The organism is Gulosibacter hominis (assembly GCF_904842695.1).
Lineage (GTDB): Bacteria > Actinomycetota > Actinomycetes > Actinomycetales > Microbacteriaceae > Gulosibacter > Gulosibacter hominis.
This window is the reverse complement of sequence record NZ_CAJGWQ010000004.1, coordinates 1-13080: the sequence shown is the minus strand read 5'-3', so window position 1 is coordinate 13080 and position 13080 is coordinate 1. Positions and strand designations below refer to the sequence as shown.

The 13080-nt window shown below is 62.5% G+C and carries 14 protein-coding genes; 12 read left to right on the top strand and 2 right to left on the bottom strand.

What is annotated here, in order from left to right:
* Positions 1–45 precede the first annotated feature (45 nt).
* Positions 46–1677, top strand: a complete 1632-nt coding sequence (gene hflX / locus JMV54_RS04095) for a GTPase HflX (protein ID WP_201517677.1) — start codon at positions 46–48, stop codon at positions 1675–1677.
* A gap of 18 nt (positions 1678–1695) precedes the next feature.
* On the opposite strand, the gene lexA is transcribed toward hflX, so the two are convergent.
* Complete coding sequence (gene lexA, locus JMV54_RS04090) at positions 1696–2397, bottom strand: transcriptional repressor LexA (protein WP_201517676.1); 702 nt, start codon at positions 2395–2397, stop codon at positions 1696–1698.
* 187 nt (positions 2398–2584) lie between these two features.
* On the opposite strand from lexA, the gene JMV54_RS04085 reads away from it, so the two are divergent.
* From JMV54_RS04085 to JMV54_RS04055, 7 genes are all read left to right on the top strand, one after another.
* Complete coding sequence (locus JMV54_RS04085; protein ID WP_201517675.1) at positions 2585–2938, top strand: LysM peptidoglycan-binding domain-containing protein; 354 nt, start codon at positions 2585–2587, stop codon at positions 2936–2938.
* A 105-nt stretch (positions 2939–3043) separates the two neighbouring features.
* A complete protein-coding gene (locus JMV54_RS04080; RefSeq protein ID WP_201517674.1) occupies positions 3044–4192 on the top strand; it encodes a histidinol-phosphate transaminase in 1149 nt (382 codons plus the stop codon).
* Between the two features lie 89 nt (positions 4193–4281).
* Complete coding sequence (hisB, locus tag JMV54_RS04075) at positions 4282–4887, top strand: imidazoleglycerol-phosphate dehydratase HisB (protein WP_201517673.1); 606 nt, start codon at positions 4282–4284, stop codon at positions 4885–4887.
* Positions 4887–5633 (top strand): imidazole glycerol phosphate synthase subunit HisH, encoded by a 747-nt coding sequence (locus JMV54_RS04070; protein ID WP_201517672.1) that lies wholly within the window; start codon positions 4887–4889, stop codon positions 5631–5633. Before hisB ends, JMV54_RS04070 begins: the two co-directional genes overlap by 1 nt.
* A 133-nt stretch (positions 5634–5766) precedes the next feature.
* Positions 5767–6516, top strand: coding sequence for a bifunctional 1-(5-phosphoribosyl)-5-((5-phosphoribosylamino)methylideneamino)imidazole-4-carboxamide isomerase/phosphoribosylanthranilate isomerase PriA (gene priA, locus JMV54_RS04065; RefSeq protein ID WP_201517671.1), 750 nt, complete (start codon positions 5767–5769; stop codon positions 6514–6516).
* Between the two features lie 5 nt (positions 6517–6521).
* Complete coding sequence (locus JMV54_RS04060; RefSeq protein WP_201517670.1) at positions 6522–7388, top strand: SseB family protein; 867 nt, start codon at positions 6522–6524, stop codon at positions 7386–7388.
* Between the two features lie 9 nt (positions 7389–7397).
* Complete coding sequence (locus tag JMV54_RS04055; protein ID WP_201517669.1) at positions 7398–9983, top strand: cation-translocating P-type ATPase; 2586 nt, start codon at positions 7398–7400, stop codon at positions 9981–9983.
* Positions 9984–10108: 125 nt separating this feature from the next.
* Here JMV54_RS04055 and JMV54_RS04050 read toward each other — a convergent pair whose 3' ends face one another.
* Positions 10109–10492 carry a DUF1844 domain-containing protein gene (locus JMV54_RS04050; RefSeq protein WP_414146375.1) on the bottom strand — a complete coding sequence of 128 codons (384 nt, stop codon included), beginning with the start codon at positions 10490–10492 and terminating at the stop codon, positions 10109–10111.
* Positions 10493–10771: 279 nt separating this feature from the next.
* Between JMV54_RS04050 and infC the strand changes: the two genes are divergently transcribed.
* From infC to JMV54_RS04030, 4 genes are all read left to right on the top strand, one after another.
* Positions 10772–11407: a translation initiation factor IF-3 gene (infC, locus tag JMV54_RS04045; protein WP_201517783.1), complete on the top strand. Its 636-nt coding sequence runs from the start codon at positions 10772–10774 to the stop codon at positions 11405–11407.
* Entirely contained in the window at positions 11407–11601 is a 195-nt protein-coding gene (rpmI, locus tag JMV54_RS04040; RefSeq protein WP_201517668.1) for a 50S ribosomal protein L35, read from the top strand. The genes infC and rpmI overlap by 1 nt, the downstream gene beginning before the upstream one ends.
* 64 nt (positions 11602–11665) lie before the next feature.
* Positions 11666–12052, top strand: a complete 387-nt coding sequence (rplT, locus tag JMV54_RS04035; protein WP_201517667.1) for a 50S ribosomal protein L20 — start codon at positions 11666–11668, stop codon at positions 12050–12052.
* A gap of 87 nt (positions 12053–12139) precedes the next feature.
* Complete coding sequence (locus JMV54_RS04030; RefSeq protein ID WP_201517666.1) at positions 12140–12943, top strand: TrmH family RNA methyltransferase; 804 nt, start codon at positions 12140–12142, stop codon at positions 12941–12943.
* Positions 12944–13080: the final 137 nt, after the last annotated feature.

The following is a 13080-nucleotide window of genomic DNA, read 5'->3' as shown; positions in this document are numbered from 1 at the left end:
AATGACAGTACCCGCTTGCCGCAGCCGCGTAGACTTGATCAGAATATGAATCTTGACGCATCTGACCGACTCGCTGGCAACGACGCCGATAGCGTGATCGACCGCATCCTGTCTCGCAGTGAAACCAACCGCGACCACACCGCGGTATTTCGTGCTGCCGAGGCACTCATGGATGATGCCGATACGGTTCACAATGACGATATTGACGGTCTGCAACTCGACCGCGAGGCACGTCAGTCGCTGCAGCGGGTCGATGGCTTATCGACCGAGCTCGAAGACGTCACCGAGGTCGAATATCGCCAGGTGCGGCTCGAAAAGGTGGTGCTCATCGGCGTCTATTCGGCCGGAAGTCAGCGGGATGCCGAAAATTCGATGCAGGAACTTGCTGCACTGTGTGAAACCGCCGGCGCGGTGGTGCTCGATGGCGTCTTGCAGCGGCGGCCGCATCCCGACCCTGCCACCTATCTTGGTCGCGGCAAAACCGAAGAGCTGCGCGACATTGTTGTCGCCACCGGCGCCGACACCGTTGTTGCCGATACCGAATTGGCGCCCAGCCAGCGGCGTGCGCTCGAGGACGCCGTCAAGGTGAAGGTGATCGATCGCACTGCGGTGATCCTCGATATTTTTAGCCAGCACGCAAAAAGCCGTGAGGGTAAGGCGCAGGTCGAACTCGCGCAGCTCGAATACCTGCTGCCGCGACTGCGCGGTTGGGGTCAGTCGATGTCGCGACAGGCCGGTGGTCAGGTGTCCGGTGGTGCCGGTATGGGCTCGCGCGGTCCGGGTGAAACCAAGCTCGAACTTGACCGTCGCCGCATCCACATTCGGATGGCGAAGCTGCGCCGCGAGATCGCCCACATGAAAACGGCTCGCGACACGAAACGCGCTCGCCGTGCCCGCAATATGTTGCCGGCGGTATCGATTGCCGGTTACACCAACGCCGGCAAATCATCGCTGCTCAACCGCATCACCCGGGCCGGGGTGCTGGTTGAAAACCAGCTGTTCGCCACGCTGGATGCCACCGTGCGGCGCTGCGCCACCCCCGACGGTCGCCCCTACACAATGGCTGACACGGTTGGTTTTGTGCGAAATCTGCCACACCAGCTGGTTGAGGCATTCCGGTCGACGCTCGAGGAGGTTGCCGACTCGGATCTCATCGTGCACGTAGTGGATGCGGCGCATCCCGACCCCGCCGGTCAGATTCAGACCGTGCGTGAGGTGATTGGTGAGATCGACAGCCGGGATATTCCCGAAATCATCGCGTTCAACAAATGCGATCTGATTGACGATGCCAAGCGCATCGAATTGCGCGGTCTGGAATCAAATTGCGTGTTTGTTTCGGCACGCACCGGTGAGGGAGTCGACGAGCTACTCGAGCGCATCGCCGAGATGCTGCCAAACCACGATGTTGATGTCGAACTCGTGGTGCCGTTTGATCGCGGCGATCTCGTGTCGATGCTGCACGAGCGCGGTGGCGTGCTCTCCGAACGTTACGAGGCCGACGGCACGCACCTGGTGGCGCGCGTGCATCCCGATCAGCTGGGGTTGGTTGAGCCCTACCGAGTCGACGGTAGGCACGCGCCCGAGCGTGAGCGCCCGACGCTCAAACAGCGGCCGCGCCGCAGTGAGGATGCACCAGCCGAACGGGTGCTCGACCTACCGCGCAACGATTCGCAGTAGGGATGCGGCGGTGACGGCCTAGACCGACCGCAGCACCGCAACAACTTTGCCGAGCACCTCGGCGTGATCGCCCAGAATTGGTTCGAACGCGCTGTTACGGGGGAGCAGCCAGGTGTGCCCGTCACGCTGTTTAAAAGTCTTCACGGTGGCCTCCCCGTCGATCATCGCGGCAACAATTTCGCCATTGGCCGCGGTGCGCTGCTGGCGCACAACCACCCAGTCGCCATCGCAAATTGCCGCGTCAATCATCGAGTCACCCACAACGTTCAGCAAAAACAGGTCACCCTCACCGACGAGGCTGCGGGGGAGTGGCAAATATTCTTCGACCTGTTGCTCGGCCGTGATCGGGATGCCCGCGGCAATACTTCCCACCAGTGGCACCACGGCGGTTGCTGAAATATCCGGAGCGCTCGCGGAGTCGGATTCGTTGATGTCGATGAGCAGCTCGATGGTGCGAGCCCGGTTGGTATTGCGGCGCAGGTAGCCGAGTTTTTCGAGCCGGTCGAGCTGATACGACACCGAAGACGATGAGGTCATGCCGATGGCGTCACCGATCTCGCGCATTGAGGGTGCGAAGCCGTTTCGATGCAGGTGTTCAGCGATGAACGACAGGATGCGTTCCTGCACTTCGGTGAGGGGTTTGCGGGCTGATGGCACGGTGGCTCCTCGGGCTTCGACCTGTTGAGCTCGGCCGGGGCGCCGAAAATGTCGGAGGCTCATGGTCTGGTGGTTCGTGTTGGTTTTGACGCTAGTCGAGGCCAGCACTGTTCTCAAACACATTTTCGAGCGTGTTGTCGAAAAACATTCGAACATCTGCTTGAAATCGACACTGTTCGAATGTATGTTTGGAACAAATGTTCGAAAGCGTGCGAATGCACGCGATCCGCTCAACCGAGAAGGAACCACCATGACGATCAACGCACTGCCTCAACGGGTAAACCGGGGTGCTCGGCTGCGCTTGACTGCACGTGGGCGTCGAGCATTGGCCGGGGCGCTGCTCATCCCCGCTGCGCTGGGTGTCGGTGCCGGTATTGCACAGATCCCCACCGCGATGGCCGGACATGAACGGCAGGATGCGGCCGTGTATGAACAGTTCAACACCCACACCGTGACGGGCGGCGAGACGCTGTGGACGATCGCCGAACAGATCGGTGGCGATCGTGATGTGCGCGATGTGGTGCACGAGATCATGCGGCTGAACAACCTGACGAGCGCCAACGTGCAGGCTGGGCAGCAGCTGGCGCTGCCCAACTTCAGCTAGCGACGACCCCATCTCAGCTGGCGCCAGCCCGGTGAGCCATGGTGGGCGCCGACGCGGCGGAACGCTGCGGCGCCCGGCTCTGCGGCCTCGACCTAGAATGGAGTGGTGACTGTAATCGACGACCTTCCCATTCGAGACGACCTGCGTGGCCGCACCGCATACGGGGCGCCGCAGGAACCCGTGCGTGTTTCGATCAATGTGAACGAAAACCCGTATGACGTGCCAGCCGAGGTTGTCGAGCGGGTGCTGGACCGGGTGCGCGCCGCACTACCCGGGCTCAACCGGTACCCCGACCGCGAATTTGTGGAGCTGCGCAAAAAACTCGCCGAGTACCTCGGGCACGGGCTCAGCGCCGATCAAATTTGGGCGGCAAACGGATCGAACGAGGTGCTGCAGCACCTGCTGCAAACCTTCGCGGGCCCGGGACGCTCGGTGATGGGGTTTGCGCCCACCTACTCGATGTATCCGCTGCTCACCGCGGGTGTGGGAAGTGAGTGGATCGCCGCCGAACGCGACGCTGACTACGAGCTCAGCGCCGCAACAGCAGTGGCAGCCATCGAAACACATCGGCCCGATGTGGTGATCTTTTGCGCCCCAAACAACCCCACGGGCACCCCGGTCGACCTCGAGATCATCAAGGCCGCCTACGAACAAACGCATGGAATCGTCATCGTCGACGAGGCCTACGCCGAGTTCCAACCTGATGGCACCCCGTCGGCGCTCGAGCTGCTGCCAGGCCGTGAGCGCCTGGTGGTCAGTCGCACGATGTCAAAAGCATTTGCCTACGCCGGCGCTCGACTCGGCTATCTCGCTGCCGACCCCGCACTGTGCGACGCGCTGCGACTGGTGCGTCTGCCCTACCACCTGTCGGCAATCACGCAGGCAGCCGCAATCGGCGCGCTCGACTGCACTGACATCATGCTCGGCCAGGTCGACGCGATTCGCGTGCAGCGCGACCGACTGCTCACCGAAATTCCCAAGCTCGGCTTCCCCGTGTATCGATCGAGCGCAAACTTCGTCACCTTCCACGGGATTACCGACCCGCAGGCAATGTTTGAAGAGTTTTATCGACGCTCGATCCTGATTCGCAACAACGGCCTTCCCGGCAGCCTGCGAGTCACCGCCGGCACCGAAGCCGAAACCACGCAGTTCCTTGACGCGCTCGCCGAAATTGTGCGCGAGCATCCCGAACTGCGCGCCGGCACCGAGACTGCCAGCACCGAGACAGCCAGCAGCGAAACGGCTGGCGCCTAGGCCGCAATTTTTGGGTTGCCATAATCGGCGACCCCACCACACACCATCGCGCGGAACAGAGTGAGCCGCGCCGCACCCCCGGAGGAACCATGACCACCACGCGTCAGGCAACGATGAGCCGCGAAACCAGCGAGTCGCGCATCCAATTGACCATCAATCTTGACGGCACCGGCAAAAGCGACATCGACACCGGGGTGCCGTTCTACGACCACATGCTGACCGCGTTTGCAAAACACTCGCTCAGCGACCTCACCGTAAAAGCGGTCGGTGACGTGCACATTGATGAACACCACACCATCGAAGACACCGCCATCGTGCTGGGCCAAGCCATCCGCGTGGCACTCGGTGACAAGCACGGCATCGCGCGATACGGCGACGCGCTGGTGCCACTCGACGAAGCGCTCGCGCAGTGCGTGGTGGATATTTCCGGTCGCCCGTTCCTGGTACACGGGGGAGAGCCCGAAGGGTTCGAATTCCACCGCATCGGCGGGCACTTCACCGGCTCGATGGTGCGCCACGTGTTTGAAGCGATCAGCTTCCACGCCGGGCTCACCGTGCACCTCAACGTGGTCGCAGGACGCGACCCGCACCACATCGCCGAGGCCGAATTTAAAGCTTTCGCGCGCGCATTCCGCGCCGCCAAACGTCTCGACCCCGAAGTCGACGGCGTGCCCTCAACCAAGGGAGCGCTCTAATGGCAAACCGTCCCGACGTTGTCGTCTTCGACTACGGCTCGGGCAATGTGCACTCGGCGGTAAAAGCCCTTGAAGCAGCCGGCGCACAAGTCGAGCTGACCGGCTCGCGCGAGCGAGCGTTGAACGCTGACGGGCTGCTCGTACCGGGAGTCGGAAGTTTTTCGGCAGTAATGTCGGCGCTCAATGCCGCCGACGGCCCGCAGATCATCGACCGACGACTGGCGGGCGGGCGTCCCGTGCTGGGTATTTGCGTTGGAATGCAGGTGATGTTTTCGCGCGGGCTGGAGGGACAGCCGTCAGCAGAGCGCCCCGAAATCACGCCCGATCCGCAGCGGCACGCACACGCGCAAAACGCCGACGACTTCTGGTGGCAGGAACACGCGCCCAACGCGCCAGGTGGCGGGGTGGCGGGCCTTGATCAGTGGGATGGCGAGGTGCGTCGTCTGCGAGCAGACGTGCTGCCGCATATGGGCTGGAACACGGTTGAGGTTGCAGCAGACTCACGGCTATTTGCGGGCATTGAAACCGAACGTTTTTATTTCGTCCACAGCTACGCTGCCACCGATATTGAGGTGGATGAAATGCTGCCGTATGTCGAGCCCATCAAAAAAACCTTCGCCAACTACGGAGAGCGCTTCCTCGCCGCGGCCGAAAACGGGCCGCTGAGTGCCACCCAGTTCCATCCCGAAAAATCGGGTGAGGCAGGTATCGCACTGCTGCGAAACTGGGTCGATTCGTTAGGCTGAACGATGCGGGCCGTTTGCGCAGCGCGTTTGTGAGCCGGCCGCAGCGGTCGCGCGGCAGCGGTAAATGCTGTCATGACACCGCAGAACACCTGTTTATTTCCACTCCATTCCAGACTCAAAGGACGTCAACGAAGTGAGCGAATTCAATACCTCGCCGACCCTCACGCTGTTCCCCGCGGTCGATATTGCCGATGGGAAGGCAGTGCGACTCGTTCAGGGGGAAGCCGACAGCGCAACCTCATACGGCGATCCCGTTGACGCTGCCAGCGACTGGGCCGAGCAGGGAGCAGAGTGGATTCACCTGGTCGACCTCGACGCCGCCTTCGGTCGCGGTGAAAACCGGGCCGTGATTCGCCGCGTGATTCGCGCCATGCGCGGCCGGCTGAGCGTAGAGCTGTCGGGCGGTATTCGCGATGACGAATCGCTCGAGCGCGCCGTTGAGATGGGGGTAAAACGTATCAACCTCGGTACCGCCGCACTCGAAAATCCCGAGTGGGCTGCCGCGGCGATCAGCCGCTATGGCGAACTCATTGCGGTGGGACTCGACGTGCGCGGCACCACACTCGCTGCGCGCGGCTGGACCCGTGAAGGCGGTGACCTGTGGACGGTGCTCGAACGCCTCGAAGAAGCCAACTGTTCACGCTACGTGGTCACCGATGTCAACAAGGACGGCACCCTCAAGGGGCCGAACATCGAGCTGCTGAAATCGGTAATGGAACGCACCGACCGCCCCGTAATTGCATCCGGTGGGGTTTCGAGCCTCGATGACGTTGCCGAATTGCGCGAGCTGGTGCCGCTGGGCCTCGAAGGCGCAATCATCGGTAAGGCGCTCTACAGTGGCGCATTCACGCTGCGCGAGGCGCTCGACGTCGCGGGCGACTAACCACAATGGTCGAAATTCCCGAACACCTGCGCGGCCACCTCACCGACTCGGCCGGACAACCCTGGGCAGGGCGCAACTTCACCGAAAACCCCTGGCAGGATGACCGCGGCGAAGCACCACCCGAACTGCTGGCCGCACTCCGCGCCTTCCGCGCCGGAGAAGCACCCGGCAGCGCGGTCGTCGATGCCCTGCGCGATTCGCGGCTGCTGATTCCACTGGTTGCCGAGCTTGGCGAAGCCGGCGTCAACGAACAGGGACAGACCGTCGACAAGTCGGCAGATCTGTCGATCGTGACCGTGGCAGCCCCGGATGGTCGCGGGGTCGTGCCGGTGTTCTCATCGGTTGCGGCAATGAAAGCCTGGGATGCTGATGCCCGGCCCGTGCCGGTGGATGCGCGGCGGGCAGCGCTGGCTGCGGTAGAGGCCGGCAGCGACGTGCTGATCCTCGATGCCGCCAACCCCGACACTGAGTTTGTGGTGCGGCGCCCCGCAGTGTGGGCGATCGCGCAGGGGCACGAATATGTCGAGCCCTGGGTCGACCCACAGGTGCTGCAGCGCATCCAGCCGCTGCTAGAAATCGACCCGGTGGTGACGAGTATCAACGTGCTTCCGGGCGATGCACAGGCGCGATTCGCGGGCCCTGAGGTGCAGCTGGTCGTTGAACTCACCGAAACCGACCGCGAACATCGGCAGGCAGTGCTGCACGAAATTCAGCAGCGGATCGGCGCCGACACCGAGCTTGTGCAGCGGATCGACTCGCTGCGGATTGCCGCCGCGCAGGTGGCCCCCTCCGAAGGTATCGGGAAAAATCCGACTTCAGAAGCAGCACAACCCACCCGACGATTCGGTTTTTGGCGACGTAAGCGACGATAGGCTCGAGGAATGGCCAACCAGACAACTCCGAAAACAGCGACCACGGAAAAAACCAGCGTCGCGATCGATCCAACTAATGTTCGGGTTCGGCCGCAGGATTCCGAGATCGGGATGACCTCGGCCGAGATTGAGCAGTCTCGTCAAGAGTTTGGTGACAACAAGCTGCCCAGCACCACGAGCCGCTCAATGTGGGCGATTTTGCGGGCCAATGTGTTCACGCTGTTCAACCTGATTGTGCTGGCATGTTTTACGTTGCTGGCGGTGCTCGGCCGCTGGCAGGATGCGATTTTCGGGTTTTCGGCGATCGCGAACTCGATCATCGGTGTCTGGCAGGAATATTCCGCGAAGCGTCAGCTCGATAACCTGCGGGTGCTGCACGCCCCGCACGCGCGTGCGCTTCGTGACGGTGAGGTCGTTGAACTTGACCGGGAAGATCTGGTGCTCGGCGACATTATTCAGGTGCGTTCTGGCGACCAGGTGCCCGCTGACGCGATGGTGCTGAACGCATCCGGGTTGCAGGTGGATGAATCGCTCCTCACGGGCGAAGAAGACGCCGTCGACAAGCACACCGATCTGGCGCTGCTATCGGGTTCGATCGTGGTCGCCGGCCACGGCACCGCGGTGGTTACGGGCGTGGGTGCCGAATCGTTTGCGGCAAAACTCACCGCCGAAGCGAAGCGTTTTTCGCTGGTGAACTCTGAAATTCGTGACGGACTCAACCGGGTGCTGCGGCTGGTTGCCTGGCTGCTGGCACCGGTGATGCTCATTGTCATTAATGGCCAGATGCAGGCCTTTGGTGGTTGGCAGCACGCGATCGACTCGGGCAAGTGGGTGGATGCGGCCGTGGGTGCGGTTGCCGCCGCGATCGCGATGGTGCCGCTCGGGCTGCTGCTGATGACCTCGGTGGCGTTTGCCGCAGGTGCGGTGAAGCTGGGGCGCCGGAAGGTGCTGGTGCAAGAGCTGCACGCCGTTGAGGGGCTGGCGCGCGTGGATATGCTCTGCTTCGACAAAACCGGGACGCTCACCGAGGGCGGTATGGCCTATTGGGGCACGCACGAGGGCCCGGCGCCGCAGCCGGGTTGGGAGCAGGTGCTCGCAACTATTGGCGCCGATAAAAATGCCAACGACTCGGCGGCCTGTCTTGCCGAGCAGTATGGCGCCGATCTTGCCCTTCCGATTGCGCGCGAAATCCAGTTTTCGTCACAGCGAAAGTGGTCGGCGCTGGTCATCGAAGATGAGCGAGCACGCGGAACCTGGCAGCTGGGCGCGCCAGATATTGTGCTCTCACCCGAACGCGACCAGGAGCTACTCGCCGAAGTGGCCGAGCTCAGCAATATGGGTCGCCGCGTGCTGGCGCTGTGCTACTCGCCAGAGCTACTCACCGAGCAGCAGGTGGCCGATGAGGCCGCACCGCAGAATTGTCAGGGCGTGGTGCTCGTATCGCTGCGCGAACGCATCCGCCCCGATGCCGCCGATACGGTGCGCTACTTCCGTGAAGAAGGCGTCGACCTGCGCGTCATCTCTGGTGACGACCCGCGCACGGTTGCGGCCGTGGCGCGCGAGGTGGGCCTGATTGAACCGGATGCATCCGGGTTCGATGCGCGCAAGCTGCCCGACGACATTGATGAGATGGCCGAGGTACTCGAGCAGGAACGCGTGTTTGGTCGGGTGACCCCCACGCAGAAGCGCGATATGGTGCTCGCTCTGCGTAAGCGCGGCCACGTGGTTGCCATGACCGGTGACGGTGTGAACGATGTGCTGGCACTGAAGGACGCCGACCTCGGTATTGCGATGGGGCACGGCTCGGCAGCCGCCAGGGCGGTTTCACGATTGACGCTGCTCAACAACCAGTTTGAGGCGCTGCCGAATGTGGTGCTCGAAGGCCGGCAGGCAATCGCAAACGTCGAGCGCGTTTCAATGCTCTACCTGTCGAAGACGGCCTACGCGGTGATGTTTGCGGTCGTGTTCGGCCTGATCCTCTGGCCGTACCCGTTCTTGCCGCGACAGCTGTCAATTCTCGACGGTGTGACGATCGGCTGGCCGGCATTCGTGCTCGCGCTGCTCCCCAACTCGCGCCGCTATGTGAGCGGATTTTTCCGGCGCGCGCTGCAATTCGCGCTGCCCGCCGGTGCGGTGGTGCTGCTCGGCGTGTTCGCGATAACCGCGGTGGGACGATTCACGGATGCGAGCGTTCCGCAACAGCAGACAACCGCGTCGTTATTCCTCGCGGTTGCGGGTCTGTGGATTTTGAGCCTCGTGTGCCGTCCGTTCAAGCCGCTGCTGGCTGCCGTTTTTGCTGGATGTATTGCGGCATTCCTGCTGATCCTCGCGATCCCGTTCGGGCGCTGGTTCTTGCAGCTTGAATGGCCCACGAACGAACTCTGGATCGCGCTGGCGATTACCTGTCTCGCCGCGATCGGGCTGCTTGAGCTGCACGGTCGCTGGCGTGCCGGCGCGCTGGGTGCCGAGGTAGAGCAATCGCTGCAGCGCATCCACGATCGTCGTGAACGACTGACGCGGTTGATCCCGGGGCAGCGCCAGGGCGACGAGCCCGGCCAGCGTGAACGGCGCGCCGGCAAACAGCGTCGGCGCTGAGTGACGTGAAACTACAGCGGGGCGAGTCGATCCATCTGACTCGCCCCGCTGCGTTTTGGTTTAGCTCGGTGCCGTAGCGCCGGTATTTTAGCTGGCGCTGTGCCGGCTTGGTGCTGGCGTTGTGATTATCCGAACACCGGGCCGGTGAAATCCTCGCCCGGTCCCTTACCGATCGGGTCGGGGATAGTGGAGGCCTCACGGAAGGCAAGCTGCAGCGAGCGCAGCCCGTCGCGCAGCGGACGGCCGTGGTGGTCGCCGAGGTAGGGGGTGGCTCCCTGGATGAGTCCTGCCAGCGCGCTGATGCACTTGCGCGCCTCATCGAGATCGGGTTCGGTGCCGTCCTCGGCCAGGCCCAGGTGCACCGCGGCGGCACTCATGAGATGAACCGCAACGGTCGAGATCAATTCGACGGCAGGCACCTCGGCGATGTCGCGAAGCTGCGCATCCACCTGTTCGTTATTGAAGGCAAACTGGTTGGTGCCAGCATCGGCTGCATTGTTCTCCGCCACAGGGTTCCTTTCACGAGAAGATTCTGCTAGTCTATTGGGCGGTGTCTGCACTGTTTGCTGCTCCGGCAGTGGCCAGTTCAGGCGGCCTAGTCAAGAGGACTCGTCCCACCCGCGACTACCGCTCAAGGTTACCGGGTAAACCGCTCCCTTAACGCTGTATCTACAGTGTTGAGTGATCCAGCTCTTGGATAGTGGGTGGCTGCACGTGCTGCGAACTGTCGTTGCCGGTGGGGGATCCGAAACCGGTGAAGCGATTCACGTGCTAGAAGAGGAGCCACCATCAGCGAACCACGCACCAACGACCGAATCCGCGCCCACGAGGTACGCCTCGTCGGGCCCAGTGGAGAGCAGGTCGGCGTCGTAAAACTCGAGGTCGCTCTGCGCCTCGCCCAGGAAGCCGACCTTGATCTCGTCGAGGTGTCACCGAACAGCCGTCCTCCCGTGGCAAAGATCATGGACTACGGCAAGTTCAAGTACGAGGCAGCACAGAAGGCGAAAGAAGCTCGCCGCAACCAGGCCAACACGGTGCTCAAAGAGGTCCGTTTCCGCCTGAAGATCGACGATCACGACTACGAGACGAAACTCAAGCGAGCCGTCGGGTTCCTTTCGTCGGGTGACAAGGTCAAGGCGATGATCCAGTTCCGTGGCCGCGAGCAGTCGCGTCCCGAACTTGGTCTGAAGCTGCTGCAAAAGTTTGCTGAGGATGTCGCCGAATACGGCACGGCCGAAAACCGACCGAAGCTCGACGGTCGCAATATGGTCATGATCGTCGCACCGATTCGCAACAAGTCCGAGGCGAAGGCCGAGCAGAACGCCCGACGTAACCAGCAAAAAGAAGCGGCCCGTGCCGCCAAACAAGCCGGCAAGGCAGGCGCCGAAAACGCCGAAGCCCCGGCAACTACCAAGGAGAACTGATGCCGAAGCAGAAGACCCACTCGGGTACGAAGAAGCGCTTCAAGGTCACCGGCACCGGCAAGATCAAGAAACAGCAGGCCGGCATGCGCCACAACCTCGAGGTCAAGGCCCCCGGCCGTAAGGCACGCCTGAACAACGACAAGATCGCTGCTCCTCAGGACGCCAAGGTCATCAAAAAGCTGCTCGGTCGCTAGTCCGCAGCCAACAAAAGTTTTGCCGGAGCATCCCCGGCCCTGAAATCACTAGGAGAACACTGCTATGGCACGTGTGAAGCGTTCAGTTAACGCGAAGAAGAAGCGCCGCGTCATCCTCGATGAAGCCTCGGGCTACCGCGGTCAGCGTTCGCGCCTCTACCGTAAGGCGAAAGAACAGGTCACCCACTCGTATGTGTACAACTATGCACACCGTAAAGACCGCAAGGGTGACTTCCGCCGCCTGTGGATCCAGCGCATCAACGCTGCGTCGCGCGCAAACGGCCTCACCTACAACCGCCTCATCCAGGGCCTGAACCTGGCTGGCGTTGAGGTTGACCGCCGCATGCTCGCCGAGCTCGCAGTGAACGAGCCGGCCGCATTCGCCGCAATTGTTGAGACCGCGAAGGCTGCTCTTCCCGAGGACACCTCGGCACCGAAGAACGCCGCGTAACGGCCTATATGAGTGGGCGGCCAGCCGGAGAGCTTCCGGCCGGCCGCCTTCTTGCATCCCGAGCAGTGCGAATGAAAGGACCCACCCATGATTGAGTCGGTACGCAATTCCCGAGTGCGTGATGTGCGTAAGCTCGCGCAAAAAGCTGAGCGCACCGAGCGCGGTCTGTTTGTGCTCGAGGGGCCGCAGGCTGTCCGCGAGGCCCTGCACGACCGCCCCGATCTGATTACTGAACTATTTGCCACCCCCACCGCAATGGAACGGCACCACGATCTCGCCGAACTTGCCGATGCGGCCGGAATCGAGGTCGTTTGGGCCACCGAAGAGGTCGTTGATGCGATGTGCGATACCCGCACGCCGCAGGGCGTGGTAGCGGTTGCGCGGCAGTTCCCGGTGGCGATTAAGCGGCTTTTTGATGAGTCGCCGCAGCTGGTGGTGATTCTGGAAGAGGTGCGTGACCCCGGTAATCTCGGCACCATCATCCGGGTGGCCGATGCCGCGGGTGCGGATGCGGTCATCCTTACCGGCCGCTCGGTCGACCTCTACAACCCGAAGGTGGTGCGCGCCACCACCGGTTCGCTCTTCCACGTGCCGATTGCCGTGGATGGCGACTTCCTTGATGCCAGTGTGCGCGCCAAGACGGCCGGGATGCGGCTGGTCGCCGCCGATATTGACGGCGACGATCTGCTGGCGGCCCGCAACGCCGGCGACCTCGCGCAGCCAACCGCCTGGGTGTTCGGCAACGAGGCCCGTGGCCTGCCCGACGACATCATCGCGCAGTGCGATGCCACGATCGCGGTGCCCAACTACGGGCGTGCCGAATCGATGAACCTCGCCACGGCCGCGAGCGTGTGCCTGTACGAGTCGGCGTTCGCGCAGCGTTCGGCATAGTTTCACCGGTGGTCATCGCGCTATTTTCCTGGCGCTCGAGTGGTTCGTTACTTTTTGTTTCCATGAGCCGTTGCGTTGTGTGGTTATATGTCACCTATGAACTCGAACAATGATGTTGAGTCGACGCGGCCACTTGT

Excerpts from the sequence above, each read along its gene's own strand:
- hflX (WP_201517677.1), top strand. The coding sequence starts at position 46 with ATGAATCTTGACGCATCTGACCGACTCGCTGGCAACGACGCCGATAGC.
- lexA (WP_201517676.1), bottom strand. The coding sequence starts at position 2,397 with ATGAGCCTCCGACATTTTCGGCGCCCCGGCCGAGCTCAACAGGTCGAA.
- JMV54_RS04085 (WP_201517675.1), top strand. The coding sequence starts at position 2,585 with ATGACGATCAACGCACTGCCTCAACGGGTAAACCGGGGTGCTCGGCTG.
- hisB (WP_201517673.1), top strand. The coding sequence starts at position 4,282 with ATGACCACCACGCGTCAGGCAACGATGAGCCGCGAAACCAGCGAGTCG.
- JMV54_RS04070 (WP_201517672.1), top strand. The coding sequence starts at position 4,887 with ATGGCAAACCGTCCCGACGTTGTCGTCTTCGACTACGGCTCGGGCAAT.
- JMV54_RS04060 (WP_201517670.1), top strand. The coding sequence starts at position 6,522 with ATGGTCGAAATTCCCGAACACCTGCGCGGCCACCTCACCGACTCGGCC.
- JMV54_RS04055 (WP_201517669.1), top strand. The coding sequence starts at position 7,398 with ATGGCCAACCAGACAACTCCGAAAACAGCGACCACGGAAAAAACCAGC.
- rpmI (WP_201517668.1), top strand. The coding sequence starts at position 11,407 with ATGCCGAAGCAGAAGACCCACTCGGGTACGAAGAAGCGCTTCAAGGTC.
- rplT (WP_201517667.1), top strand. The coding sequence starts at position 11,666 with ATGGCACGTGTGAAGCGTTCAGTTAACGCGAAGAAGAAGCGCCGCGTC.
- JMV54_RS04030 (WP_201517666.1), top strand. The coding sequence starts at position 12,140 with ATGATTGAGTCGGTACGCAATTCCCGAGTGCGTGATGTGCGTAAGCTC.